We start from the raw sequence: 26,453 nt of genomic DNA on the forward strand, positions 1-26,453 counted from the left end.
GTGTTGTACGAAGACCGATTTACCCACCCGCACCTCTGAGAGAATGCAGGCTTGCCAATCCATTCGACCGGCAAGCCTCTAGCTGTCCTGCACACAAAAAAACTGACAGGCCCTAAACGCGACCGCTCCGCGAAGGTTTGCTCCCCTCTCCCGCAAGCGGGAGAGGGGCGGGGGAGAGGGCAGGCGGTGCAAACCGCGACGTGGTCGGCAAGCAGAGCCTCCGGCCCTCTCCCCCAACCCCTCTCCCACTTTGTGGGAGAGGGGAGCCAAAACCGGAGGAGAGGACGCGTCAACGCCCCAACCGCTCCAACAACCCCTTCAACACTCCCTGTTCCTCCGCCGACAACCCTGCAGCAATCCGCGCGTCATGCGCACAAACTGCTGCGGTCACGTCCTCCAGCGTCTGCCTTCCTGCGTCAGTCAACGCCAGCCCATACGCGCGCCGATCCGTTGCCGATGGCAAACGCTCCACGAGTCCCATCGATTCCAGCGCATCCACCAGCAACACTGCACCGGAACGTGCGATGCCAAGGATCTGCGCGAGGTCGGTCAGCTTCAATGCCGCATTGCGGCCAATGATCTGCAACGCAGAAAAACGCGGGGGCGTGATGTTCCACGCAGCGAGCGATGAAACGAAATCTTCGTAGACGCGAATCTGCGCACGGCGGATCGCATATCCGATCAGTGAATCGAGCACGCCGTAGTCCACATCGGGGACATGCGGTTCGAAGTGGTTGGTGTCAGGGTCGGGGGCCAGCGTCTCGCGCGGTTTGCGGGAAGAGGGCATGCGTCAGCGCACCATGAAGTAACGCAGTTCCACGCGATCGGGAAAGCGTGCGCCAGAGGCGACGAAGAGATGCTGCATGAGCCATCGATACTGCGGCGCTGCAGTTTCAAAGCGCGGCGCCGTGCGGAAGTAGATCTCGGCCGGATCGACCTGTTCGCCACGATTCAGGCGCGCGATGACCGAGGCATGGCCGCTGCGCACCCCTGCATTGACGATGTAGATGCGCGCACCGTCATGCGTTTCCAGCACGTAGCGTGCCTCGATGTCGGCGGTGGTGACATCATCGCCACCCGCATGCCGGATCAACTGGAAATCTGCGCCACCCGGCACGACATGCCCGTTGAGGCGCGGTCCGCGCACGGTACCCGACAGGATCGGGATCACGCGGCGCTGGCCCAGTGGCGTGACGCCAACCTCGGTAGGGGGCGCCACCTGCAAGCTGAAGTCTGCAATGTGCTCCAGCGTCGGCGTGGCGATATCCGGCGTCATTTGAGCAGCTTCCAGTTACCGTTCTCGATGGTCAGCAGCACACGTCCGCGCTGATCGAAGCCGAAGTGATCCTGCGCGGTGTAGTTGAGCACGCCATGCGATACCACGATGTTGCGCTCGCTTTCCAGCGCATCCTTCAACGCCTTGCGGAACTCCGGCGTACCCGGCTTCGCCTTCTTCAACGCCACCGGCACGATACGCTGCAACACGAGACCGGCATCGTATGGATGCGCGCCGAACTGCGTGCGCGTCTCGGGACCATATTGCTTCTCATAGCGTGTCACGTAGTCCATGCCCGGCTTCTTGACCTCGCTGCTCGCGGGCAGTTGCTCCGCCACGATCACGGGACCGGCCGGCAGGATCGCACCGTTCACGGCCTTGCCGCCGATGCGGATCAGGTCACGCGTGGCCGCGCCGTGCGTCTGGTAGATCGGACCCGTATAACCGCGCTCGCGCAACGTGGTGTGCGGCAGCGCGGCACCCGTTCCAGCACCCGCGATCAGTACGGCATCGGCGCGTGCCGACATCAGCTTCAGCACTTGCGCGGTCACGCTGGTGTCCGACCGCGCGTAACGCTCGGCCGCAATGACGCGGATGCCGTTGGTTTCGGCGGCAGCGGTGAACTCCTTGAGCCAGGTCTCGCCATAGGCATCGGCAAAGCCGATGAACGCCACGGTCTTCACGCCGTTGCCCTTGGCAGCGGTCGCTACGGCATCGGCCATCAGCCTGACCGGTTGCGCCAGGCGATACGTCCATGCGCCACGGCCCGGCTTCAGTTCGATGGGCGAGAACGCGAGCTGCACGGTCTGGCTCTCGTCGGCCACTTCGGAAATCGCGATCGAAGGCGCCACGGCCGACGATCCGAGGATGATGTCGACCTTGTCCTCGGAGACAAAGCGTCGCGCAATCTTCGTACCTTGTGTCGGGTCGGAGGCATCGTCCATGACGATGTAGCGGATCTTCTCGCCGCCGATGGTCTCGGGCAGGAACGGCATGGTGTTCTTCTGCGGAATGCCGAGCGAAGCCGATGGGCCGGTGGACGCAATGCTGACGCCAACGGTCACGTCGGCCAGGGCGGCACCGCTGACGATGCTCAATGCAGCGAGGGCAATGCAGGCACGGGGAATGCGGAACTGGGGCATGGTTGTCTCTCCGTTTCTTATGGGAATGAGCTAGGGGCGAGGCGCTTGCAACTGTTGCTGCCCAAAGCCTGCCAGCGTCTTGTAGCGCTGGGAGATGGCTTCAAGCTCGCTGCGTGGAATCGCATCGTCGATATTGGAAAAGCCCTGCGGCGCGCGCACTTCGGCAAGCTGCATCACCTGCTCGGGACCGTTCATGCGATTGCGCAGCACGATGCCGGCGGTGCGCGGCAACCGCTCGGCCTCGTACTCACGCAGGGCATAGCCGATATCGCGCTCGCCCAGCAGACAATCCAGCAGATAGCGGGCATCGACGATGGCCTGCGCGCTGCCATTCGAGCCAATCGGATACATCGGATGCGCGGCGTCGCCAAGCAGCGTGACGCGGCCAAACGTCCAGCGCGGCAGCGGGTCCTTGTCGACCATCGGAAATTCGTAGATGGCTTCGGCGCCATCGATCAATGCGGGAATATCGATCCAGTCCCAGCGCCACTGTTCGAACGCGGCGCGGAACACGGATTTGTCGACTTCGCGGTTCCAGTCGCTGCGCGGCGGCGATTCGGGATAGTCATCGGGCACGCGCAATTCGGCAATCCAGTTGATGCGCGAGCGACCCTGTGCGTGCAGGGGTGCAGAGATGGGATAGGCCACGAACTTCTGGTCCTGATGACCGGCCATGAACATCGAGCGGCCATCGAGATACGGTGCCGCATCGGTGGTGGCACGCCACAGCAGGCGGCGCGAGAACTGCGGGGTATCGCCCGTGGGATAGAAGTGCCGGCGCACTGCGGAATGAATGCCGTCGGCACCGACCAGCACATCCGCCTCTGCTTCCACCAGCGCGTTGTCACTGCGACGGCGCAGCGTGAATCGGGCGGACGCGTTCGATGTACCACCCGTGTCGACAATAGACTCCAGCGCATGCCCGGTATGCATGCGATCTGCACCAAGCCGCTCCAGCGCGGTCTGGTACAGCAGCATCTGGAATTCGCCACGATGCACGGAGAACTGCGGCCAGTCGTAACCCGCCGCACGCCCGCGCGGTTCATGCCAGATGCGTTGCCCGAGCTTGTTGTAGTAGGAGAGCGAAGACGTTTCGATGGCAATCTGCGCGAGCGCATCCTGCAGACCCAGCGCAGAGAGTTCGCGCACGGCATGCGGCAACAGGTTGATGCCGACGCCCAGCGGACGCAATGACTCGCTGGCTTCATACACCTCGACATCGAGCCCGTGGCGATGACAGAGCAGGGCGAGCGTCAGCCCGCCAATGCCGCCGCCGGCAATTGCAATCTTCATATGTCTCCTCCGCGATTTTGACCCGCAGATTCTTGATTAGCTCGCGGTGTGCGCCCCTCTCCCGCTTGCGGGAGAGGGGCGGGGGTGAGGGCCGGCCGCGCAAATTGCGACGTGGTTGGCAAGCAGAACCTCCAGCCCTCACCCCCAACCCCTCTCCCAGGGGGAGAGGGGAGCAACTACCCTGCCGCTGAATTGTTCTACTGTATAACTAATTACTCGCGGAGAGACTTAGCGCTTTCCCTGACTGGCTGGCCGATATGTCACGCGCCCAGCAACGCACCGGCAATGCGCTCGGCGGTATTGATCGAATCGGTCAGTCCCAGATGTCCATGGCCCACGGCGAGCCAGAGGTGACGCTGACCCGGCGCCGCGCCAATCACCGGTACCGAGTCGGGCATGCAGGGACGATGGCCCATCCACGTTGTCACGGAACGACCATCCAGTCCATGGAACGTCTCGCGTGCAATGCGTTCGAGGATCGCGGATCGGCGCGGATCGGGCGGACGCTTCAATCCCGCAAACTCCACGGTGCCGCCCACGCGCAATCCGCCTTCCATCGGCGTGACAAAGATCTTCTGATCGGTCAGCACGACGGTGCGCGAAACGACATCGCGCGCACCCGTGAACTGAACGTGATAGCCACGCTGGCTTTCGAGATGCAGCCGCACGCCAAGCGGATCAAGCAGCTTGCGCGACCATGTACCGGCAGCCACCACCACATGATCGAAGGTGTGCGTACCCCTCGTACCCGTGACGGTCCAGCGTTCGCCGTCGCGTTGCAGCGTTTGAACGTCGTCACGCAGGAAGTCTCCGCCACGGTTGATGAACGCGGCGGCAATGGCTTGCGTGTAACGCGCGGGATTGAGGATCGTGGCGTGATCGGCCAGGTAGATGGCGGATTGATAGTGTGGCGCAACACCGGGTTCCAGCGCGTCGATGCCCGCACGGTCGAGCCGCTCGAAACGGAATCCGAAGCGCTCACGCAACTGCCACGCCGCGTTGTCATCGGCCAGCGCCTGCGCATCGCGATACAGATGCAGATGGCCGCGCCGCAGGAAGAGTTCCGGCACGCCCACTTCGCGCGTGAGCGCCTCGTGCTTGTCGATGGACCCAGCGTGCAGCGCGGCGAGCGTGCTGGCCGCCTGCTCCACGCGATCCGGCGAAGCCGACAGCACGAAGCGTGTCAGCCACGACGCCGCCGCAGGCAGATAGCCGAGCCGCAAATGCAATGGGCTATCGGGATCGACCAGCATCTTCGGCACCGACGCCAAGACGCCGGGCATCGCCAGTGGGGCAATGGAACTGACGCTGATCGCACCGGAGTTGCCAAAGCTGCAACCGCTGGCCGGACCTTCGCGATCGATCAGCGTCACGGCGGCACCGCGCTTGCGCAGCGTCAGCGCAATGCAACTGCCGACGATGCCGGCACCAATCACCGCGACGCGCACGGAGGAATTATCAGAGGAGGGAGTGGGAGCGCTCATGGCGCGAAACGGTACTGCCGATTGCGCCGCAGGGCAAGAGGGGGCGCTGGGATGGTGCATGGACAATCGGATAGAGAGACGGAGTGAGAACTTTCTGAAAGGCTCGTCGCAGGGCCTACTTGCAGAGTTGTCTCATGGATTCCGCGGACCATGAGTGCTCCAATTTTCGCTTCACTGGCTGTGTAGGGGTTGGATCGTGAAGTGGGAGCAGTTTGAACGGATTTTCTCGGAACCCCGGGTCTCGCGCTATCGGGCGAGATGTCACGGGGATGAAGGGTTCGCAATGGTGGCGTATCGGCAGAATGTGTTGTTGTCGGAGGCGTTGACGCCTTTCCTTGGGACCGTGGAGGTCGCCTTGCGCAATGCGGTTCATCAGCAGTTGTCCCGGCACTATGGGCGCCGTGACTGGTGGAACGCCTGGCGGGGTGACAACAGATTTGCGCGGTTGACTTCAGACGTGGCCGATGTGCGGGCGCGCCTACAGCGACGGCGTGAGACACCACATCCGGACAAGATCGTTGCCGAACTGACGTTCGGCTTCTGGACCACGTTATTCAATGCTGAGTATCAGGAGGAACTGTGGTCAGCCTTGCGCTTCGTCTTTCCGCACTGCCCAAAGGAGAAGCGGAAACGTTCAATCATTTCCTCTGTACTGAACCGGCTGCGGTACCTCCGCAATCGCACCTTCCACCACGAACCGATTCTATGGGAGAAGGGGAATGCCATTGCGCTGCATGGCGATGGACTGGAAATGCTGATGTGGATACATGGCGATCTCTATCCGTGGCTGGCAAGGATCAATCGCGTATCGATGGTATGGGACGAGTGGGAGACGTTGCGTGCCAGCATGCAGCAAACGGCGACGCGTGACGGTCGCCACGCAAAGGTGGCATCGGGGAGGAAAAACGTAGGTGCCCAAAAAAATGTTGGCCCGCACAAGGCGGGCCAATCGACCTAGAGTCATCACCGGCATATGCATCCGGGAGAGGACAGATTAGGGCAGTGATGCGATTGTGCATCAGTCGATCCCTCGTCGCAACGGTGCCAGATCAAACACGACAAAAAAACCCACGCGCCGCCAGCACTGACGGGGCGTGGGAAGCAGAGCACCCTGCGTGCCGAAACAGGGTCAGAAGGTGTGTTTGATGCCGACCATCGCGCCGAGCTGCGAGCCGCCGGCCACGGGTGAGGCGCCGGTGGATGCGCTGTCCACGGAGAGGGCGAGGTTGCCGTTGTTGTTGATGTAGCCGAGTGTCGAGTAGACAGAGGTGCGCTTGGAGAACGCGTAGCTGGCGCGTACGGCACCTAGCCAGGCGCGGTCCGAGCTGTGGCGATAGTCGAGGTAGAACGCCTCGCCAGACAGCGTGATTTGCGGCGTGATGTCGTAGGCCAGCCCCGCGTAGTACATATTGCTGCGCGGTGTGGCGAGCGCGCCGTTGCGGCGGGCAAGTATGCCGGCGCCGACCTTGGCATGGCCGACGAGCATGTAGCCGCCGAGCGTGGCGCGATCATCCTTCAACTCGCTCGACGTCAGACCGCCGAATGCACCGGGGCCGCCGCGCAGGGAATCGTACGCGCCCAGAATGCCCCACCAGTTGGTTTCATAGCCGAGCATCGCCGACCATTCGCGGCACGCGGATTTGTCCGCGGCGTTCTCTCCGGCGCAGTTCGTGCCGGACGGGCTCGGTCCCGCGTTCACGCTATCGCGTCCGAAGCTGTAGGTGGCGCCCACCGTGAAGCCGCCGAACTTGCCCTTGTAGGCAATGGCGTTGTCTGCGCGGGCGTTGGGCAGGTAGTTGTCGAGCGAGCTGGAGCCGTAGGCGTTGGGTCCGAGAATGTCGGTGTCGAGCATCGCCCAGAACATCATCGTGTACTGGCGGCCCAGGCTCACCTGTCCCCAGTTGCCGCTCAATCCTACCCATGCTTGCCGGCCGAACAGTCGTCCACCCTGGTTCGATACGCCGCTATCGGGCGCGAAGCCCGATTCGAGTACGAAGTTGGCCTTGAGGCCGTTGCCCAGATCCTCGGTGCCACGCAGACCCCAGCGCGACGGCACGGTGCCGCTCAGGTTGGCCATCTTCACCACGGAATTGCTGGCCGTGCCGACGTGATTCAGATACTCGATGCCGGTATCCACGACGCCATAGAGCGTCACGGACTGGGCCTGTGCGATGGCGGGCAAGCCAAGCGCGATGGACAACGCCAGGTGGCGCAGTTTCATTTCTCTCTCCTCCGTTGATTTTTTTTCTGGATGAATCGATCGGTTGCTACATGCCGCGCGCCTTCAATTGCGCGTCCAGACGCGGATATACGCGTCGTGCGTTGCCTTCGAAGATCAGATGGCGGTCTTCATCCGATAGCGCGGCGTGCTCGATATAGCGGCGCGTGTCGTCGTAGTAGTGGCCGGTCTCGGGATCGATGCCACGCACCGCGCCAATCATTTCCGAGGCGAACAACACGTTGCGCACGGGAATCACGCGTGTCAGCAGATCGATGCCGGGCTGGTGATAGACGCAGGTATCGAAGAACACGTTGTTCAGCAAGTGATCCTGCAGCGGTGGCAGCTTGAGTTCCTGCGCCAGCCCACGGAAGCGGCCCCAGTGATACGGCACCGCGCCGCCGCCATGCGGAATCACGAACTTCAACGTGGGAAAGCGCTGGAACAGGTTGCTGGTCAGCACCTGCATGAACGCTGTGGTATCCGCATTCAGGTAGTGCGCCCCCGTGGTGTGGAAGCACGCGTTGCAACTCGTGCTGACGTGGATCATTGCGGGCACGTCCAGCTCCACCATCTTTTCATAGATCGGGAACCAGTACGGGTCAGAAAGCGGTGGCGAGGTCCAGTGTCCGCCAGACGGATCGGGGTTCAGATTCACGCCGACGAATCCGTATTCACGCACACAGCGTTCGAGTTCGGCCACGCATGTGCGCGTATCCACACCGGGCGACTGCGGCAGCATGGCCGCACCCACGAAATGCTTGGGATATAGCTGCGCCACGCGATGGCAGAGCATGTTGCAGATGGCCGCCCATGTGGCGCTGGTTTCTGCATTGCCGATGTGGTGTGCCATGAACGAGGCGCGCGGCGAAAAGATCGTCAGGTCCGCGCCGCGCTCGCGCATCAGACGTAGCTGGTTGCCTTCGATAGCGTCGCGCAGTTCATCGTCGGAGATGCGCAGGTCGTCGATGGAAGGCGCGAGCTCCGGCGCAGTCAGGCTGGCGATCTGGCGTTGGCGCCAGGCTTCGAGGGACGCAGGGGCCGTAGTGAAATGGCCGTGGCAATCGATGATCATGAACAGGTGTCAGTCAGGCCAGACGCTGGATGGCACCAGCACCTCGCCGCGCATGATGGGACGCGCCGTACGGACCAGCGCGCTGCGGAGAATCGCTCCGGGACGCGCCGGATCGGTTTCGAGTTCGACGGTGAAGGCGCCGGTGGGATGCTCCACGCCAATCGTATGGATCGGGCCGGCGTCGATCACGGCGACACCTTCGGCGACGGTGCCGGGCAACACGCATGCGGTGCCGACCGTGATTGCCGCCAGCACGCCAATCGCGTCGTGACAAACGCGAGGGATAAAACAGCGCGTGGAAAGGCTGCCGCCATCGCGCGGCGATGCGATCAGGCACATCTTGGGATAGTTCTTGCTGGCGACGTTGCCGAGTCCCATGGCCTCGCCCGCCACGATCCGCAATGCTTCGATGCGCTGCTTCAGCACAGTATCGGCATTGAGATCGGCCACGGCCTCGCGCGCGGTGCGGTCCAGATCGGCGGCGCGAATCAGCACCATCGGCATGCCGTTGTCGATCAGCGTGGCGGTCACGCTGAAAGGCTTGCCGCTGCGCGGATCGGGGATCGTCAACGTATCGATGGCGTTGCCAGTGGGCAGCATCGCGCGGCAGACAGAACCAGCGGTATCGAGGAAATCGATCACGATGGGCGCAGCAGTGCCGGGCACGCCGTCGATGCGCGCATCGCCACCGAAACGTGGCTTGCCTTGCGGCGTCTGCATCGTGATATCGCAAAGCATGCCCGTGTTGCGTGTGTGGACGCGGGCACGCGTGACATCGCCCTGCGGCGTGATGAGGCCGCGCTCGATGGCGAAGGGCAGCACGGCGGCCAGCATATTGCCGCAGTTGGGCGTGGTGTCCACGGTGTCGCCATTCGGCTGTAGCTGCGCGAACGTGAAGTCGAGATCGGCATGCCCCGGCGTGCCGCGCGAGACGATACCGGCCTTGCTGGTCAGCGGATGTGCGCCGCCGAGTCCATCGATCTGTCGGGGATCGGGACTGCCCATCGCGGCCAGCAACACGCGGTCGCGCGTGGCAATGTCCTGCGGCAGATCGCTGGCCAGAAAGAATGGTCCGCGCGACGTGCCACCCCGCATCAGGGTGCAGGAAATGGCGCGCAGATCGGATTCTCGGCAGGGCGTCATGGCGTGGTGCAAGGTCGTTCAGTGCTCGCAAGTATCAGCGTCCGCTACAAATCCTTGGTTGCGATGTCGCGGGACAATTGTTCTAATCTGCTTATCGCGGGGACAAGAACAGAACGAGAAAGAGAACGACATGGAGACAGTCAGCCTGCATCACCTTCACGTCTTTGCCGGTGTGGCGGCGGCCGGCGGCGTGCGCCGCTCGTCTGAAACGCTGCATCGGGCATCGTCCGCCATCGCGCGTTCGGTGGCGGCGCTGGAGCAGACGCTTGGCGTGGCGCTGTTCGAGCGCAAGGGGCGCGGCATGTTGCTGACGCGCGCCGGAGAGATCGTGCTGGAGCGGGCGCGCCATATCGAGGCGGCGTTGCGCGAGGTGCGCGAGGAAGCCGTGCGGCTGCGCACGCGGCCCGGTGTCACGGTGGCGAGTCTGGAAGCCCTGCACAACGAACGTCGGCTCGAAGTGGCGGCGTTGCTGGCCGAAGTCCATCACATGCCCAGCGTTGCCGCGTCGATTGGCGTCTCGCAATCGGCCGTCAGTCAGGCGATATCGCGTCTTGAAGATGCACTGGGCCAGCCCATCTTCACGCGCACGGCGCGCGGCATGGTCCCGACCGACGTGGGGAGCCGTTGGGTGGTGCGCTTCGAGCGTGCGCTGGCGGATCTGCGTCACATTCGCGCCGATATCGCCGCGTTGCAGGGGGTGCTCGTAGGCGCTGTCACTATCGGCGCGTTGCCGCTGGGCCGTACGTTGCTGCTGCCGATGGCGATTGCCGATGTACATAGTCGCCACCCGCGCCTGTCCTTCGAGACCCTGGAAAGTCCCTATGAGGAACTGACAGCGGGCCTGCTCAGTGGACGTATCGATTTCATTCTCGGCGCACTACGTCCGCATCCTTCACAGGGGCTTGCCACGGAAGTGCTGTTTGCCGACCGCATCGCGCTGATCGCGCGCGCATCGCATCCACTGGCCGGAAGGAAGCGGCTCAAACTGGAACACCTGGCGCCCTATCCATGGGTGTTGTCGCGTGCCGCATCACCATCGCGGCAGGCACTCGATGGCGTGTTCGCCTCACGCGGGCTTGCGCTGCCGCAGCCGCTGGTGGAAACCGGCGATCTGGCGCTGGTACGCGGTCTATTGCTGCAGGGCGATATGGTGACCGCGCTGTCCGCACACCAGTTGCGTCACGAGATCGACGCAGGATGGCTGCGCGAGCTGGATCTGCCTCTGCGCGACACCACGCGCAGCATCGGTATCACCACGCGCGCCGGTGCACGGCTGTCGCCGGGTGCCGATGCCCTGATCGCCGCGCTGCGACAGGCGAGCCAATCCATGGAAACCCCAACCGATAAGTAAAAGGCAACGCAGCGCGCCCCACAAAGCAATACTGCGAATCCTGCCAAAACGTAGACTGCCGTTGCCATGTGCAAGGGGGTGCATGGCCGGCCGCGCTCGCGGCGATTAGAGATTTGATAACGAGAATCCGCTGCGTACGGCGCGGCGGAACGCCAGGAGACGGCACGATGACAACCCAACGGCTCGATATTCGAGAGCATATCAACGAACGAAAGATGTCCGGCTACCAGTGGCTGCTGCTGGTGCTGTGCTTTTTGATTGTGGCCACCGATGGCATCGACGTGGCGATCATGGGCTTTCTGATCAAGGATGCCGGCCTGCCGATCGAGCGCGCGGCCAATCTCACGGCGTTGTTCCAGTTGGGCGGCACCGTTGGTGCGCTCGTGGTGGGTTACTGCATGGACCGCTTCGCACCGAACCGCGTGATCGGCGTATCGTATGTGATGGGGGCGGTGTTTATCCTGCTGCTGGCATCGGGCAGCGTCACATCGTCGATGTTCGCCGCATACGTGCTGCTGGCGGGCTTCTGCATGAGCGGTGCGCAAACCGGTCTCAACGCCTTCGCACCGCAGTGCTATCCCACGCCGGTGCGCGCCACGGGTGTGAGCTGGATGCTCGGCATCGGTCGCTTTGGCAGCATTACCGGTTCGATGGCAGGCGGCGTGCTGTTGTCGATGGGATGGACGTTCAGTGCCGTGATTGCCGTGCTGGCCATTCCCGCCACGCTCGCAGCCATTTCCATTGTTTCGACCCGGAAGGCACAACCGCATCCGGTCACGGCTTGAAGTTGTTACGGTAGAAAAGACATGGCAAGGATTATCGGCGCGATCGCGTCATCCCATACGCCCACCATCGGCTTCGCGCTCGATGCGGGCAAGCAGCAGGACCCCGCGTGGGCGCCGATTTTCGCGGCCTATGCGCCAGTCAGCGAATGGCTGGCGCAGAAGCAGCCCGACGTGTTGCTGGTGATCTACAACGATCACGTCACGTCGTTCTTCTTCGATCACTACTCGGCGTTTGCACTGGGCATCGGCGAACAATATGAAGCGGCTGACGAAGGCGGCGGCCCACGTGCGTTGCCGCCTGCGCGCGGACACGTTGCGCTGGCGCGGCACGTGGGCGCATCGCTCGTGGCCGACGAGTTCGACATGTCGTTCTTCCAGGACAAGGCGCTCGATCACGGATGCTTCTCGCCGATGTCGGTGATGCTGCCGCACGATGGCGAATGGCCGGTCAAGATCCTGCCGCTGCAAGTCGGCGTGCTGCAATTCCCGGCACCCACGGCGCGACGCTGCTTCAAGCTCGGCCAGGCCATCCGCCGTGCGGTAGAGAGCTTCCCCGAGGATATCAAGGTGGCCGTGGTGGCAACGGGTGGCTTGTCGCACCAGGTGCATGGCGAGCGCGCGGGCTTCAACAACACCGCGTGGGATCACGAGTTTCTCGACCGCTTCGAGCGCGAGCCCGAGACGCTGCTCGACATCACGCATGCCGAGTTTGCCAAGCGCGGTGGTTTCGAGAGCGCCGAGGTCGTGATGTGGATGGTGATGCGCGGAGCGATGGGTCAACACGTGCGGTGCTTGCATCGCGACTACTACCTGCCGTCGATGACGGGCATCGCGGTGGCGGTGTACGAGGATGCCGAGACGGAAAGCGATGCAGCGATTGCCGATCGCGCGGCAATCCAGCGCGAACGTATCGGTCATCAATTGAAGGGTATCGAGGCGCTCGAAGGAACGTACCCGTTCACGCTGGAGACCAGTGTGCGCGCGTATCGGATCAATCGCTATCTGCATCAACTGATCGATCCCGATTTCCGCGAGCGCTTCCGCAATGATCCCGTTGCCACGTATGAGGAAGCCAAGCTGAACGATGAGGAACGCGATCTCGTCACGCGGCGTGACTGGCGCGGCATGATTCATTACGGCGTCATCTTCTTCCTGCTGGAGAAGCTCGGTGCCGTCAGCGGTGTGTCGAACCTGCACATCTATGCGGCCATGCGCGGACAGTCGCTGGAAGATTTCCAGAAGACGCGTAACGCACCCGGTGCGCTGTATTCGGTGGCGGGTGGGCAGGTGAGCAGCAGCTTCTCGCAAGGAAAGACCTGAACGCTTCTTGTGACGAGATGATATGCAGGTCACTTGAAGTTTGAGAAATCGGCGCCATATACGGCGCTGTTTTCTTTTCTACTCTGCACTCGCCCCCGCATGTACACGAAAGGCACTTCCGTCGAACTTCAGTTTTCTCCGCAACGCCTGAACGATGGCGCTGGCGATCCGTATTGGGTCGATCTCTCGCTGGAGGAAGCCCAGGCCCTGCTGGAGCGCCTGCAAAGCCATCTGGCCCGCGCCACCGAAGGCACCGCCGCACCGCTCGTCTTCAGCCTCGAAGATCCGGCAGGCGACAAGGCCGTGAGCAGCGCAGGCAACACGGCGCAAAGCGAAGCGCCCGCCGTCGAGACCGAATTCAAGCAGTGGGTGTGCATCATCTGCGGCTGGGTCTACGACGAAGCGGCGGGCTGGCCCGAGGATGGCATCGCACCCGGCACGCGCTGGGAAGACATCCCCAACGACTGGCGCTGCCCGGAGTGCGATGTCGGCAAGGAAGACTTCGCGATGGTGGAGTTCTGAGCGCTTAAGCGTCTTTCTTCAATCGATAAGCCAGTTGTGGCCGCGTGATGCCGAGCATGCGCGCGGCCGACGACAGGTTGCCGCGCGTGGTTGTCATGGCAAGTTGCATCAGCTTTGCCTCGATCTGCGGCAACGATAGTCCCTGGTTCAGCAGTCGCTCGATCTGCGCATCGGTATCTTCTCCGGCATCCGGGCAGTCTGCGCCGGCCTGCTGGCTCGCGAACAGGTGTGGCACATCGATCATGCCCGTGGGCGACGCCAGCAGCACGCCACGCTCGATCATGTTTTCGAGTTCGCGGATATTGCCGGGCCACGGATATTGCGTGAGCGCGTCGCGTGCGCGGCCCGTCAGGCCGCGCACCTGCTTCTGATAGCGCGCGTTGAAACGCGTGATGAACGCCTGTGCCAGTTCCGGAATATCGTCCTTGCGCTCGCGTAATGCGGGGATCGACACGGGATACGTACTGATCCGATAGAACAGGTCTGCGCGAAACTGCCCCAGCTTGATCGCCTGTGCCAGGTTCACGTTGGTCGCAGCAATCAGCCGTACGTTGACCTTGCGTGCTTCCACACCGCCCAGTCGTTCCACCTCGTTGTTTTGCAACACGCGCAGCAGTTTGACCTGCGCGGCGAGTGGCAGGTCGCCGATCTCATCGAGAAAGAGCGTGCCGCCATGCGCGCGCTCGAAGCGTCCCGGACGCGATTGCTGCGCACCGGTGTACGCGCCTTTCTCCACGCCGAACAGTTCCGATTCGATCAGCTCGTGCGGAATCGCCGCGCAGTTGACCGCAATGAATGGCTGCTCGCGACGCGGTCCGTTGTCGTGCAGCCAGCGCGCGAACATCTCCTTGCCCGCGCCGGTTTCGCCCGTCAACAGCACGGTGATGTGGCTGTCGGCGGCGGCGGACAATAGCGCGAATGCCTCGCGGAATGCAGCAGACTGGCCGATCAGGTTGCCCTGGTTGGCCCCGCACAGCGTCTCGCGCAACGTGCTGACTTCCTGCTGCAGCGAGAGCAGGTCGCTGATGACGGAGTCGGGCTCGAAGTATTTCAGATACTCGGCGTCGTCCCATTCCTCGGCGGGCTTGCCGACAATGCGGCACTGTTCATCGCCACGCCGCGCGCACTCGGTTTCCTTGTAGATGACCAACCGGTCCATGAAGGTACTCGAATAGCCCGATGCATAGCCAAGCTGCACCCAGCAGCCGGCCTCTTCGCGGGCGAGTTCTTCATTGAACGGCGCTTCGCCTTCCCACGAATCCTTCCAGAGAAACTCGCCGTAGAAGTGGCCGGTGTCGCGGTCCACTTCCAGCCGCACTGGCTCCACGCGCGTGACGCCTTCGAGCATATGCAGTTGCGGACCCCACAGAAATGCCTCGTGCGGGGAACTGGCGAGTTCTTCCTTGCGTTCGCGCTTGACCATCTCGGCGTCGCGCATGCCTTGCGCGTAGCCCATGCGGATCAGCAGGCCCTTGCCGCGCTCCAGTCCAAGAGTGTCAAGGATCTCGCGGCGCAGATAGCTCAGCGCTTCCGTATGCATCAGCACCATGCGCGATTCGCCCAGGCGGATCTGCGCGGCCTTGGCATCGATCGTCAGAAGCGATGCGAGGTCGAAAAGATCCGGTCCCGAGGACGGCGCTTCAGAGGGTTCTTGCAGGGGTTGTTCGGGCAGCTTGGGGGGCGTTGTCATCCTCTCACTCCGGAGTTCATGCGGACGTTTTTTCTGGCGAAACGCCTCGGTTTTCCGCAAGCCTAGCATGCGCCTTTCTATCGCCGCATAGGGGCAAATGCGACCCCTCGCACCAATGCTGCGGCGCAGCGAATGCCGATTTGATCATTTGATGAAATCGGCCCTGATCACCTCATCAAATGATCAAACAGCCTTGCGCTCCGGCATCGCAAGGAATCGGCCGCAAAGCCTTGTGCCACAACGCTTCCCGTCAGCTGGCACGCCGCTCGCTATAGCCGTTGCACCCGACACCTAAAAAAATGCGCCGCCACACGGCGCGTGCAACGCAACCGGAGCGAGACATGCCCCTTTCCCCAAACGACCAGCGCTATGTGCGTGTGGTCGAGCGCGACGAACGCTGGGTCGAATTCGAGTTTTCGATCGGCGACCCCGAGATCTTCGTGGAACTGGTGATGCCGCCCGCGCACTTCCAGCAGTTCTGCGTCGATCAGTCTGCGCAGACGCTGCCCGCCCCGTCAGATCGTATTTGAAGCCCACAAGAGCACCAGGAGACAGTCATGCAAATCGATATCCGGACCGACAGCAGCGTCAGTCCGATCCGGCAAACCTTCGCCCATATTGCGCGGCGACTCGGTGCTGACAAGCCAGCCACGCGCTATCAAGAGGCCATGTTCGACCTGCAGCCGGTGACGAGCTTTCACTATCGTCCGCTCTGGCAACCGCAGTACGAACTCTACGATGCACGCCGCACCCGCGTGGTCATGCAGGACTGGTACGCGCTGAAGGACCCCCGTCAGTACTTCTATGGTGCCTACGTCAACGCGCGTGCCCGTCAGCAGGATGCGATGGAGAAGAACTTCGAGTTCGTCGAGAAGCGCGGATTGCTGGGCGCGCTGCCTGCAGACGTGCGAGACGTGCTGATGACGGGTGTCGTGCCGCTGCGCCATCTGGAGTGGGCGGCGAACATGAACAACGCTGCGATTACCGCGTACGGCTTTGGCTCGGCCATCACGCAGGCGGCGATGTTCCATACGATGGATCGCCTCGGCATCGCGCAGTATCTGACGCGCCTGGGATTGGTGATCGGCGACAAGGAGGCCGTGGAGCAGGCCAAGACGGCCTGGATGGAAGACATGACGTGGCAGCCGCTGCGCCACGCCTCGGAAGACCTGCTCGTGCGCGATGACTGGTTCGAACTGCATGTGGCGCAGAACCTTGTACTTGATGGTCTCGTTTATCCACTCGTGTACCAGCAGTTCGATCGCTACCGCTCGGCCACCAACCCGGCCTTCTCGCTGGTGACGGATTTCATGGCGGTCTGGTATGCGGAGTCCACACGCTGGGTGGACGCCACGGTCAAGACGGCCGCGCAGGAAAGCCCGGAGAACGCTGCCGTCATCGCAGGGTTCGCGTTCGAATGGCTCGATCGATTCACGCACGCGCTGCGGCCCTTGTCGTTGCGGTTGTTCGGCTCGGATGGCGAGGCCGAACTGGCGAGCGCCGTCGATGCGCTGAACAAGCGCCTGTCCGGCCTCGGCCTAACCCGCCAGTCCGAATCGGGAGACCACCATGAGTAACGCACCTGTATTCATCGCCCTGCAAGCCACCGAGGACATGCGCGCCGTGATCGACGCCATCGTAGAGGACAACCCGCACGCCACGGTGCATCGCTACCCCGCCATGGTGAAGATCGACGCCCCGGGTCGACTGTCCATCCATCGCGCCAGCGTGGAAGAACGCATTGGCCGCGCGTGGGATCTGCAGGAACTGCAACTCGGCCTGATCTCGCTGGCCGGCAATATCGACGAAACCGAAGACGCATTCGTGCTCGCGTGGCACTGAGCGCGCACTGCGCAGGAGACAGACCATGACCACCACTACCGCCACCGCAGCGGCCGCACGGGCAGCCGTCAAACCGAAGCTGTCGATCCGCGAGAAGTACGCGATCCTGACGCGCGACCTGGGATGGGACACCACCTACCAGCCGATGGACCGCGTGTTCCCGCACGACAAGTTCGAAGGCATCGTGATTCACGACTGGGACGGCTGGGAAGACCCGTTCCGCCTGACCATGGATGCGTACTGGAAATTCCAGTCCGAGAAGGAACGCAAGCTCTACGCGATCATCGACGCCTTCCAGCAGAACAACGGCCAGCTCAATGTCAGCGATGCCCGCTACGTCAATGCGCTGAAGCTGTTCCTGACGGGCGTGTCGCCGCTCGAATATGCGGCGCATCGCGGCTTCGCCATGACGGGCCGCAGCCTGCGCGGCGTGGGTGCGCGCGTGGCCTGCCAGATGCAATCGATCGACGAACTGCGCCACTGCCAGACGCAGATCCACACGATCAGCCACTACAACAAGTTCTTCAACGGCTTCTCGGACTGGCGCCATCTGCATGACCGGCTCTGGTATCTGTCGGTGCCGAAGTCGTACTTCGAGGATGCCATGACGGCGGGGCCGTTCGAGTTCATCACGGCCATCTCGTTCTCGTTCGAGTACGTGCTGACCAACCTGCTGTTCATGCCGTTCATGTCGGGCGCCGCGTACAACGGCGACATGGCGACGGTAACGTTCGGCTTCTCGGCGCAATCCGATGAATCGCGGCACATGACGCTGGGCCTCGAAGTGGTCAAGTTCATGCTCGAACAAGACCCGGCCAACCTGCCGATCATCCAGAAGTGGATCGACAAGTGGTTCTGGCGCGGCTATCGGCTGTTGACGCTGGTGGCGATGATGATGGATTACATGTGTCCGAAGCGCGTGATGAGCTGGAAGGAAGCCTGGGAGATCTACTTCGAGCAGAACGGCGGCGCGCTGTTCACCGATCTCGCCCGCTACGGCATCCGCATGCCGAAGTATCACGAGCAGGCTGCCAAGGAGAAGGATCACCTTTCGCACATCGCGTGGTCGATCTTCTACAACTTCAACCATGCGGCGGCGATTCATACGTGGGTGCCAGAGCCCAATGAAATGGACTGGCTCGCGCAGAAGTATCCGGACAGCTTCGACGAACACTATCGGCCGCGTTTCGACTACTGGAAGGAGCAGCAGGACGCCGGCCAGCGCTGGACCAATCCGGGCCTGCCCATGCTGTGCCAGATCTGCCAGATCCCGATGGCCTTCACCGAGCCCGACGATCCCACGCAAATCTGCTATCGCGAGGCCGAGCACAACGGCGACCACTACCACTTCTGTTCGGATGGCTGCCGCGACATCTTCCAGGGCGAGCCGGAGAAATATGTGCAGGCGTGGTTGCCGGTGCACCAGATCTTCCAGGGCAACTGCGGTGGCGCCACGCTTCCCGAGGTGCTGGACTGGTATCACCTGAACCCCGAAGACCGCGGCGACTACGCGGATTCGCCTGACCGGGCGAACTGGCAGCGCTGGACGGGTCACGAATAAGCCCGCACGCACGCTCGACAAGACAACGGAGACACATCATGCCAGTCATTGCATTAGCGCCCGGCTACACGGGTGAGGTCCGCGATCGCGTGGAGAATTTTGGAGGCAACCAGCTTGTGTACTTCGGCTGGGATCAGCATCGCCTGTTCTGCAGTCCTTTCACACTGCCGTTGCCGCCTGACATGCCGTTCAGCGCGCTCGTCGATAACGTGATCGTGCCGCTGCTGGGTGCACATCCCGAAGGCGCTGTCATCGATTGGACATCAGTCCAGTGGTTGCGCGGCAACACGCCGTTCACGCCGGATGCGCAAGCCAGTCTGATCGACAACGGCCTGGGCCACAAGTCATTGCTGCGGCTGCGCACGCCGGAATTGCGCGGCATCGCCGGCTCCTGCAACTGAAGCGAGGGAGAGATTGTCATGAGCTATCAACTGACCATCGAACCGCTGGGACAAACGATCGATGTGGCCGAGGGCCAGACGGTTCTCGATGCGTGCCTGCGAGCCGGTGTCTGGCTGCCCCATGCCTGCGGTCACGGCCTGTGCGGCACCTGCAAGGTCCAGACGCTCGACGGCGAGATCGAACACGGCGAAGCGTCGCCGTTCGCGCTGATGGACTTCGAGCGCGAGGAAGCCAAGTGCCTGGCCTGCTGCGCCACGTTGCTGTCCGACATGACCATCGAAGCGGACATCGAGCCCGACCCCGATCATGAGTGTTTGCCGCTGATGGACTTCACGGCGGAAGTCACGCGCATCGAATCGCTGACGCCTACGATCAAGGGTGTGTTCCTGCGCATCGAAGGTGGCGAGGCCATGCGCTTCCAGCCGGGGCAGTACGTCAATGTCTGGATCGGCAAGGAAGCGGCACCGCGTGCGTTTTCGATTGCGTCGGCGCCTTCGTCCGACGAGATCGAACTAAATATCCGACTCGTACCCGGTGGCAGTGCCACCACCTACATCCACGAGCAATTGAAGGTTGGCGAGCGGCTGCAGTTGTCCGGGCCGCTGGGACGCTTCTTCGTGCGCAAGAGCGATCCGCGTCCGCTGGTGTTCATGGCCGGCGGATCGGGACTGTCGAGTCCGCGCTCGATGGTGCTGGACTTGCTCGAGTCTGGCGATACGCGACAGATCGTACTGGTACAGGGCGCGCGTACCGTCGATGAACTGTATTACTGCGCGGAGTTCGCGGCGCTGGCAGAGCAGCACGACAACTTCACGTATGTGCCGGTGTTGTCCGCCGAACCACAGGCCAGCACGTGGGCCGGCGAGCGTGGCTACGTGCATGACGTGGCATCGAGCCATTTCGGCCACGACTTTCGCGGCTGGCGTGCCTACCTGTGCGGGCCGCCGCCGATGATCGAAGCCTGCATCGCCAAGCTCATGCAAGGCAGGCTGTTCGAGAAAGACATCTTCACCGAGAAGTTCCTGTCGGCCGCCGATGCCAGCCAGGCCATACGCAGTCCGCTGTTCCGTTCGCTGTAACAACGAAGACCACCCCACGAAGGAGACAACCATGGACAAGATTCAGATCGACGCGGTGCTCAACCACATCGAGGAGACCACCGGCCAGCATGCCAATCCGCGCATCGCCGCGATCGTGCACCGGATGGTGCGCGACCTGTTCTACATGATCGAAGACCTCGATGTGCAGCCCGAGGAATTCTGGTCGGGACTCAACTTCCTGGCCGAGGCGGGACGGGGTGGCGAACTGGGACTGATTGCGCCGGGACTCGGCTTCGACCATTTCCTCGATCTGCGCATGGACGAGGCCGAGGCAAAGGTGGGTATCGCGGGTGGCACGCCGCGCACCATCGAAGGGCCGCTCTATGTCGCAGGCGCACCCGTGGCCCAGGGCGCGGCGCGCCTGGACGACGGCACCGATGAAGGGGAACTGCTGTTCATGGAAGGACAGGTCAGGGACGCCAACGGCAACGCGCTGCCGGGTGCCGTGGTGGAGGTGTGGCACGCCAACTCGCTCGGCAACTACTCGCACTTCGATCCCACGCAAAGCGCATTCAACCTGCGCCGCAGCATCGTGACCGATGAGCAAGGACGCTATCGCTTCCGCAGCATCATGCCGGTGGGCTACAGCGTGCCGCCCAATGGCACGACGGATCGGCTGCTCAAGCAACTGGATCGGCATGGCACCCGCCCGGCGCACATCCACTTCTTTGTTTCCGCAAAGGGACACCGCAAGCTGACTACGCAAATCAATATCGATGGCGATCCGTTCCTGTGGGACGACTTTGCTTTCGCCACACGCGAGGGGCTGGTGCCAGCAGTGACGCGCGTGGACGATCAGGCTGCGATGCAGGCGGCCGGCGCCGACCGGCCGTTCGCGAAGATCAGCTTCGACTTCACGCTCCATGCAGACAGTGCGGGGGCACCGCAGGCGGAAGTGGCAAGGCAGCGGTCGGTGGCAACGGCCTAGGTTGCGACAGCCTAGGCGTCGACGATTACCTCGAAGCCGCCGAAGATCATGCGTTGTCCGTCGAAAGGCATCGGCTCCATGATCTCCTTGAAGCGCGCGTCCTGCATGACGGCTGCCATGCCGGCGTCGCGCTTCGCCTTGTCCGCCCACCAGATCCACGAGAACACCACGGTCTCGTCGTCCTTGCGTTTGACGGCCATCGGGAACGATGTGACCTTGCCTTCCGGCACATCGTCTCCCCAGCATTCCACCACCTTCAGCGCGCCGTGTTCCTTGAATAGCACGGCGCTCTTTTCCGCCACGTCGCGATAGGTTTCTCGTTTGTCCGTGGGCACAGCCAGCAAGAATCCGTCGATATATGCCATGGGTAGACTCCTTGATCGATGATCATTTGGATGGGCAGGGTCTTCGAGAATAGTCCATGGAAAAGCCGTGCGACGGATACGGCATGCATCGCATTGCCGGACGCGGGGCTATCGATCCTCGGCCGGAATGTCGCGCAGCGATGCCGCAAACGATGCGTGCACTGCAGCATCCACAGGCCGGTGCTTGACCGTCGATGACGGCGGGTATTTGCCCACGGTGTTGCCGTTCTTCCAGTCACGGGCAGGACGCACAGGGCGGGGTGCAAAGCCGCCGCCGCAGTTCGGGCAGACGTTGCCCAGGACATTGTCCACACAATCCGCGCAGAACGTGCACTCGAAGCTGCAGATGCGGGCCTGAGTGGAGGCCGGCGGCAGGGCAGTGTTGCAGTTCTCACACGTCGGGCGCAGTTCGAGCATGGTCTCTCCTTCCTGGGAATCGGTTCGTGCCATCATAGCCGCCTTCTCTCACAGCAAGCGACTGGTTCCCATGACGACCCACGACGACCGCGACGAATCCGCCAACAGCCCCCTCAGGGCCGCCTTCCTGCGCCATGAGGAAAGCCTGGCACCTGGCGGACATCCGCCCGGCGAGCACGATACCGCGGTCTATCAGACGTTGCTGGAATCGACCAAGGCTATTCCGTGGAAGATCGACTGGGCGACGATGGAGTTTGCCTATATCGGTCCGCAGATCGAGAAGCTGCTGGGATGGGCACCTTCGACATGGAAGACGGTCAATGACTGGGCAGACCGGATGCATGCCGATGACCGCGAAGCCGTGGTGAACTTTTGCGTGTCGCAATCGCAGGCGGGCACCGACCATGAAGCCGATTACCGCGCGCTGACGGCAGACGGTGGCTATGTGTGGCTGCGCGATGTGGTGCACGTGGTGCGCAAGCCGAATGGCGAGGTGGAGTCGCTGATCGGCTTCATGTTCGATATCAGCGAACGCAAGCGTACCGAAGAGAAGCTCGCGCAACTGCAGCAGGAACTGGAGCGGCTGTCGTTCACCGATGGCCTGACGGGCGTGGGCAATCGCCGCATGTTCGATGTCACGCTCGCCAACCAGTGGCAGGCGGCGGAACAGGCCGGCACACCGCTCTCGCTGATCATCACGGACATCGACTTCTTCAAGTCATTCAACGATTACTACGGCCACGTGCAAGGCGACGAATGCCTGAAGCGCGTGGCTGCCGTACTGCGCGAGGCCGTGGGCAGCGACCACTTCCTTGGCCGCTTCGGTGGCGAGGAATTTGCGATGGTGCTGGCCGATACCGATGCCGATACCGCCGTGAAAATTGCCGAGCGCTGCCGCGAATTGCTGGCCGATGCCGCGATTCCCCACTTGCGCTCGCCTTACGAGCAACGCCTCACGGCCAGCTTCGGCGTGGGAACGATCGTACCCGGTGACCGCACCGATGCCACCGCATTCGTGAACCTGATCGATGCGCAGCTCTACCACGCCAAGGACAACGGCCGGAACCGCATCGCCGCCGTGGATCGCGCGGGCATGCAGGGCGATTCGTTCAAGGTGCATTCGCGTTGAACGCCGCCGCGCCAGCGCCTACGGCGCGGCTCTGCCTGCGGGCATGGCGCGAAGCGGACCGCGTGCCCTTTCGCGCCATCAACGCGGACCCGCGCGTGATGGCATGCTTTCCTTCCACACTCGACGACGCACAGAGCGATGCGCTGTTCGACCGCATCGTTGCGCACCATGCGCAGCACGGGTTCGGACTCTGGGCGCTGGAGTTGAAGACCGCATCCAGATTCATCGGCTTCACCGGCCTGGCGGTGCCGCAATGGCATCCGCCGTTCGGCCCGTGCGTGGAAATTGGCTGGCGACTCGCGCATGATCACTGGGGACACGGTTACGCTACCGAGGCCGCACGCGCCGCACTCGATTTCGGTTTCCAGGTCGTCGGCCTGAAAGAGATCGTGTCGTTCACCGCCGCCGTCAATCAACGCTCCGAGCACGTCATGCAGCGGCTCGGCATGCGGCATGACGTGGATGGCGATTTTGACCATCCGGCATTACCCGCTGGACATCGGTTGGCGCGACATGTGTTGTACAGAATGTGCGCGCCGCTCCCCTCCGATTGACCCTTGCCATCATTTCGCGTGATCTATCCCACGCATCCCGCACGACTGTTGCAAATCCCATCAAAACGCCCGTCTGAATGCCGATAAACAGGCTGCCGCGAAGTGTCCATGTCGCGTAATGTCTTCGTTACACCAGTGCATCCAGGCCAGCGGGAGCGTTTTTGAATGGCTACAAGTTGCCACACGATATGAATGATCGGAGACCGAAGCACGCGCCGTCCATCCGCGCGGCATTCGACGACGTGCTCTGGCAGTTCCCACAACCTCTGCTGCTCAAGGATCGGCAGGGCAGGTGGGTGTTCGTCAACGAAGCGCTGTGCACGTTGATGCAGCGTCCAGCCGAGGAACTGCTGGGTCATGCCGATGCGCAATTGCTGGACGCATCGCGCGCCGAGCGCTATCGCGCCGTCGATCTGGAGGTGTTTGCGACGGGCGTCGGCCATGAAAGCACGGAGACGGTGCAGGGGCCCGACGGCGCCCCTCGGGTGTTGCGCACCCGCAAGCGTCTGGTGACCATGCCCGACGCGCGAGAGCCACTGTTGCTGGTGTGGGTCACGGACATCACGGCATCGCAGAAGCTCGCGCAGGCACTGCGCGAAAGCGAGGAGCACTACCGGTGGGCCGTCGCGCTGAATCCGCAGATTCCATGGACCGCCGATGCAAACGGGCAGGTAACCGAAGCCCCGCCGCGCTGGACGGAACTGACAGGCATGCCTGCCGAAGAGGCGCTGGGCGAGGGATGGGGGCGTTGTGTGCACCCCGATGATCTGCCAAGCGTGGTGGAAACATGGGGCCACGCGCTGCAGAGCCGCGAGAATTTCGATCGCGAGTATCGGGTCAGGATGGCCGATGGCAGCTATCGATGGTTTCGCGCGCGGGCGGCCCCTCGTCTGGATGCGAATGGCGCCGTGGTGCTCTGGTACGGCACGCTGGAGGATGTGGACGACCGCAAGCGCGCCAATATGGCGCTGGCCGAGCGGCGACGCGATACCGAGGCACTGGCCGCGCGTCTCTCCGCCGTACTGGAAAGCACCACCGATGCCGTGGTGCAACTCGATCATGCGTGGCGCCTGACGTATTTCAACGGCAAGGCGGGGCGGGCGATGGCGGGACGCGATCCGGCGCTGGGTCGCTCGGTGTGGGACATCTTTCCCGAGGAACGGCACGGTGTGTTCGCGCAGCAATACGCGCGCGCCGTGCAGACGCAGCGGCCGGTGGTGTTCGAGCATTACCTGCAACCACTGGAGGCGTGGTACGAGGTGCATGTGTATCCCACTGCGGAAGGCCTGTCGGTCTTCCTGCGCGATATCTCTGCACGCAAGCTTGCCGAGCAGCAGTTGATCGCCAATCAGGCGGCGCTCACGCACATGGCGCGCCATGATCCGCTGACCGGTATCGCCAACCGTCTGCTGTGGCGCGAACGGATCGGACAGACGATCGCCACGAGTTGTCCGGCCAGATGTTCCGCGCTGCTGTATATCGATCTCGATGGATTCAAGGGCGTGAACGATGCCTTCGGACACTACGTGGGCGATATCGTGCTGCAACAGGTGGCGAAGCGATTGCTCGACTGCGTGGCGGAACCCGATGCCGTGGCGCGCATCGGTGGCGACGAGTTCGTGGTGATCCAGGAACAGGTTGCGGACCGGCAAGCTGTGGAACATCTCGCCCGGCATCTCATCTGCCAGTTGTCGCTACCGTTCCGGCTCAATGGCGAGCCTGTGACGCTGGGTGGCTGCATCGGCATCGCGATGATTCCGACCGATGGCGCCAACGCCGACGATCTGCTGCAAGCGGCCGACATGGCGCTCTATCAGGCCAAGGCCGAAGGGCCCGGCACATGCCGCTTCTTCTCGGCAGACGAAGGCGACCGCACGAAGGTGCGGCTCGAACGCAAACGCGCGCTGCATCACGCGCTGGCCGCCGGGCAATTCGAGTTGCACTACCAGCCGATCTACGACTTGCGCTCGGGACACCTGCGCAGCTTCGAAGCCCTGGTGCGATGGCGTCATTCGCTGCATGGACTGGTGTCACCCGCCGAGTTCGTTCCGCTCGCAGAAGAGACCGGACTGATCGTGCCCATTGGCGAATGGGTGCTGAGCGAAGCATGCCGGCAACTGGCGCGCTGGCCGTCGGGCATCTGCGTGGGCGTGAACCTGTCGCCGCTGCAGTTCCGGGGCCGGGCGCTCGTGGCTGCCGTGCGACGCGCGGTGGAGGAGGCTGGCGTACAGATGTCGCGCCTCGAACTGGAGATCACGGAGTCCGTCCTGCTGCGCAACGATCGCGTCAACCTGGAAATGTTGCGCGAGTTGCGCGGCATGGGCGTGCGCATCGCCATGGACGATTTCGGCACCGGCTATTCGTCGCTGAGTTACCTGCGCAGCTTCCCCTTCGACAAGATCAAACTCGACCGCTCCTTCGTATCGGACCTCGCCACCAGCACAGAAGCCCGCGCCATCCTGCACGCCGTGCGCAGCCTGGGCGCCGCGTTTCGCGTGCGGACTACGGCAGAGGGTATCGAGACGCCGGAACAACTGGCGGTGGTGCGGGAAGAGGGTTACGACGAAGGACAGGGCTATCTGCTGGGCCGGCCGGTGCCGGAGGAAGACGCGCTTGTGCTGGCACGCGGAGGTGAGGTGCCGGCAGCAATGGAGGCATGGTTCCGGGCGACAGTGGGGTAAAGCGTCTTACGTGTCGTATCGCGATCGGTTTTCTCCCCTCTCCCACGAAGTGGGAGAGGGGAGTGTAGTGGTCCAATAAACCTGGACACCTCAAAAGGTAGACTTCGAGTCAACTGGAGAGGTGAAAAATGGCACGCAAGGGCTTTACGGAAGAGTTCAAGGCTGACGCCGTGAA

The 26,453-nt window shown here is 62.8% G+C and carries 26 protein-coding genes; 15 read left to right on the forward strand and 11 right to left on the reverse strand.

Features of this window, described 5'->3' with window-relative positions; all coding sequences use genetic code 11:
- Positions 1–289 precede the first annotated feature (289 nt).
- From FFS21_RS27145 to FFS21_RS27165, 5 genes are all read right to left on the reverse strand, one after another.
- Positions 290–787, reverse strand: coding sequence for a MarR family winged helix-turn-helix transcriptional regulator (locus FFS21_RS27145; RefSeq protein WP_137927797.1), 498 nt, complete (start codon positions 785–787; stop codon positions 290–292).
- A gap of 3 nt (positions 788–790) precedes the next feature.
- Positions 791–1,276 carry a DUF3237 domain-containing protein gene (locus FFS21_RS27150; RefSeq protein ID WP_137927798.1) on the reverse strand — a complete coding sequence of 162 codons (486 nt, stop codon included), beginning with the start codon at positions 1,274–1,276 and terminating at the stop codon, positions 791–793.
- Positions 1,273–2,418 carry an ABC transporter substrate-binding protein gene (locus FFS21_RS27155; RefSeq protein WP_137927799.1) on the reverse strand — a complete coding sequence of 382 codons (1,146 nt, stop codon included), beginning with the start codon at positions 2,416–2,418 and terminating at the stop codon, positions 1,273–1,275. Before FFS21_RS27155 ends, FFS21_RS27150 begins: the two co-directional genes overlap by 4 nt.
- A gap of 30 nt (positions 2,419–2,448) precedes the next feature.
- Positions 2,449–3,711: a flavin-dependent oxidoreductase gene (locus FFS21_RS27160; RefSeq protein ID WP_137927800.1), complete on the reverse strand. Its 1,263-nt coding sequence runs from the start codon at positions 3,709–3,711 to the stop codon at positions 2,449–2,451.
- 260 nt (positions 3,712–3,971) lie between these two features.
- The gene (locus FFS21_RS27165; protein ID WP_137927801.1) at positions 3,972–5,195 is read right to left on the reverse strand and encodes an NAD(P)/FAD-dependent oxidoreductase; all 1,224 of its coding nucleotides are present in this window, start codon (positions 5,193–5,195) and stop codon (positions 3,972–3,974) included.
- Positions 5,196–5,391: 196 nt separating this feature from the next.
- On the opposite strand from FFS21_RS27165, the gene FFS21_RS27170 reads away from it, so the two are divergent.
- The gene (locus FFS21_RS27170) at positions 5,392–6,153 is read left to right on the forward strand and encodes an Abi family protein (protein WP_212745274.1); all 762 of its coding nucleotides are present in this window, start codon (positions 5,392–5,394) and stop codon (positions 6,151–6,153) included.
- A gap of 171 nt (positions 6,154–6,324) precedes the next feature.
- Here FFS21_RS27170 and FFS21_RS27175 read toward each other — a convergent pair whose 3' ends face one another.
- Genes FFS21_RS27175 through FFS21_RS27185 form a run of 3 tightly spaced genes read right to left on the reverse strand, consistent with a single transcriptional unit; the run spans position 6,325 to position 9,631 of the window.
- Complete coding sequence (locus FFS21_RS27175; RefSeq protein WP_137927802.1) at positions 6,325–7,416, reverse strand: porin; 1,092 nt, start codon at positions 7,414–7,416, stop codon at positions 6,325–6,327.
- A 46-nt stretch (positions 7,417–7,462) separates the two neighbouring features.
- A complete protein-coding gene (locus FFS21_RS27180) occupies positions 7,463–8,488 on the reverse strand; it encodes an amidohydrolase family protein (RefSeq protein WP_137927803.1) in 1,026 nt (341 codons plus the stop codon).
- Between the two features lie 9 nt (positions 8,489–8,497).
- The gene (locus tag FFS21_RS27185; RefSeq protein WP_137927804.1) at positions 8,498–9,631 is read right to left on the reverse strand and encodes a 4-oxalomesaconate tautomerase; all 1,134 of its coding nucleotides are present in this window, start codon (positions 9,629–9,631) and stop codon (positions 8,498–8,500) included.
- A gap of 130 nt (positions 9,632–9,761) precedes the next feature.
- Here FFS21_RS27185 and FFS21_RS27190 point away from each other — a divergent pair, with 130 nt between their 5' ends.
- From FFS21_RS27190 to FFS21_RS32755, 4 genes are all read left to right on the forward strand, one after another.
- Positions 9,762–10,982, forward strand: coding sequence for a LysR family transcriptional regulator (locus tag FFS21_RS27190; protein ID WP_137927805.1), 1,221 nt, complete (start codon positions 9,762–9,764; stop codon positions 10,980–10,982).
- Positions 10,983–11,197: 215 nt separating this feature from the next.
- A complete protein-coding gene (locus tag FFS21_RS27195) occupies positions 11,198–11,767 on the forward strand; it encodes an MFS transporter (protein ID WP_502705201.1) in 570 nt (189 codons plus the stop codon).
- Between the two features lie 21 nt (positions 11,768–11,788).
- Positions 11,789–13,087, forward strand: a complete 1,299-nt coding sequence (locus tag FFS21_RS27200; protein ID WP_137927806.1) for a gallate dioxygenase — start codon at positions 11,789–11,791, stop codon at positions 13,085–13,087.
- A 99-nt stretch (positions 13,088–13,186) separates the two neighbouring features.
- Positions 13,187–13,609, forward strand: a complete 423-nt coding sequence (locus FFS21_RS32755) for a rubredoxin (protein ID WP_137927807.1) — start codon at positions 13,187–13,189, stop codon at positions 13,607–13,609.
- A 4-nt stretch (positions 13,610–13,613) separates the two neighbouring features.
- On the opposite strand, the gene FFS21_RS27210 is transcribed toward FFS21_RS32755, so the two are convergent.
- The gene (locus tag FFS21_RS27210; protein ID WP_249359689.1) at positions 13,614–15,299 is read right to left on the reverse strand and encodes a sigma-54-dependent Fis family transcriptional regulator; all 1,686 of its coding nucleotides are present in this window, start codon (positions 15,297–15,299) and stop codon (positions 13,614–13,616) included.
- 341 nt (positions 15,300–15,640) lie between these two features.
- Here FFS21_RS27210 and FFS21_RS27215 point away from each other — a divergent pair, with 341 nt between their 5' ends.
- Genes FFS21_RS27215 through catA form a run of 7 tightly spaced genes read left to right on the forward strand, consistent with a single transcriptional unit; the run spans position 15,641 to position 21,132 of the window.
- Complete coding sequence (locus FFS21_RS27215) at positions 15,641–15,829, forward strand: phenol hydroxylase subunit (RefSeq protein WP_137927808.1); 189 nt, start codon at positions 15,641–15,643, stop codon at positions 15,827–15,829.
- A gap of 27 nt (positions 15,830–15,856) precedes the next feature.
- Entirely contained in the window at positions 15,857–16,876 is a 1,020-nt protein-coding gene (locus tag FFS21_RS27220; RefSeq protein ID WP_137927809.1) for an aromatic/alkene monooxygenase hydroxylase subunit beta, read from the forward strand.
- Positions 16,869–17,141 (forward strand): MmoB/DmpM family protein, encoded by a 273-nt coding sequence (locus FFS21_RS27225; RefSeq protein WP_137927810.1) that lies wholly within the window; start codon positions 16,869–16,871, stop codon positions 17,139–17,141. Before FFS21_RS27220 ends, FFS21_RS27225 begins: the two co-directional genes overlap by 8 nt.
- Positions 17,142–17,166: 25 nt before the next feature.
- A complete protein-coding gene (locus tag FFS21_RS27230; protein ID WP_137927811.1) occupies positions 17,167–18,702 on the forward strand; it encodes an aromatic/alkene/methane monooxygenase hydroxylase/oxygenase subunit alpha in 1,536 nt (511 codons plus the stop codon).
- 38 nt (positions 18,703–18,740) lie between these two features.
- On the forward strand, positions 18,741–19,103 hold the full coding sequence (locus FFS21_RS27235) for a phenol hydroxylase subunit P4 (RefSeq protein WP_137927812.1): 363 nt from the start codon (positions 18,741–18,743) through the stop codon (positions 19,101–19,103).
- A gap of 18 nt (positions 19,104–19,121) precedes the next feature.
- Positions 19,122–20,183, forward strand: a complete 1,062-nt coding sequence (locus FFS21_RS27240; protein WP_137927813.1) for an NADH:ubiquinone reductase (Na(+)-transporting) subunit F — start codon at positions 19,122–19,124, stop codon at positions 20,181–20,183.
- Positions 20,184–20,214: 31 nt separating this feature from the next.
- Positions 20,215–21,132: a catechol 1,2-dioxygenase gene (gene catA, locus FFS21_RS27245; protein WP_137927814.1), complete on the forward strand. Its 918-nt coding sequence runs from the start codon at positions 20,215–20,217 to the stop codon at positions 21,130–21,132.
- A gap of 11 nt (positions 21,133–21,143) precedes the next feature.
- Here catA and FFS21_RS27250 read toward each other — a convergent pair whose 3' ends face one another.
- Together FFS21_RS27250 and FFS21_RS27255 are read right to left on the reverse strand one after the other, a co-directional pair.
- On the reverse strand, positions 21,144–21,497 hold the full coding sequence (locus FFS21_RS27250; protein ID WP_137927815.1) for a DUF1428 domain-containing protein: 354 nt from the start codon (positions 21,495–21,497) through the stop codon (positions 21,144–21,146).
- Positions 21,498–21,605: 108 nt separating this feature from the next.
- The gene (locus FFS21_RS27255; protein WP_137927816.1) at positions 21,606–21,914 is read right to left on the reverse strand and encodes a DUF1272 domain-containing protein; all 309 of its coding nucleotides are present in this window, start codon (positions 21,912–21,914) and stop codon (positions 21,606–21,608) included.
- A 70-nt stretch (positions 21,915–21,984) separates the two neighbouring features.
- Between FFS21_RS27255 and FFS21_RS27260 the strand changes: the two genes are divergently transcribed.
- The 3 genes from FFS21_RS27260 to FFS21_RS27270 all read left to right on the forward strand — a co-directional run bounded on the left by FFS21_RS27260 (position 21,985) and on the right by FFS21_RS27270 (position 26,278).
- The gene (locus tag FFS21_RS27260; protein WP_137927817.1) at positions 21,985–23,043 is read left to right on the forward strand and encodes a sensor domain-containing diguanylate cyclase; all 1,059 of its coding nucleotides are present in this window, start codon (positions 21,985–21,987) and stop codon (positions 23,041–23,043) included.
- Positions 23,040–23,597, forward strand: a complete 558-nt coding sequence (locus FFS21_RS27265; RefSeq protein ID WP_137927818.1) for a GNAT family N-acetyltransferase — start codon at positions 23,040–23,042, stop codon at positions 23,595–23,597. Before FFS21_RS27260 ends, FFS21_RS27265 begins: the two co-directional genes overlap by 4 nt.
- 188 nt (positions 23,598–23,785) lie before the next feature.
- On the forward strand, positions 23,786–26,278 hold the full coding sequence (locus FFS21_RS27270; RefSeq protein WP_137927819.1) for a sensor domain-containing protein: 2,493 nt from the start codon (positions 23,786–23,788) through the stop codon (positions 26,276–26,278).
- The last annotated feature ends 175 nt before the right edge of the window (positions 26,279–26,453 follow it).

The sequence above is a fragment of the Cupriavidus sp. 2SB genome (genome assembly GCF_005503625.1).
GTDB lineage: Bacteria > Pseudomonadota > Gammaproteobacteria > Burkholderiales > Burkholderiaceae > Cupriavidus.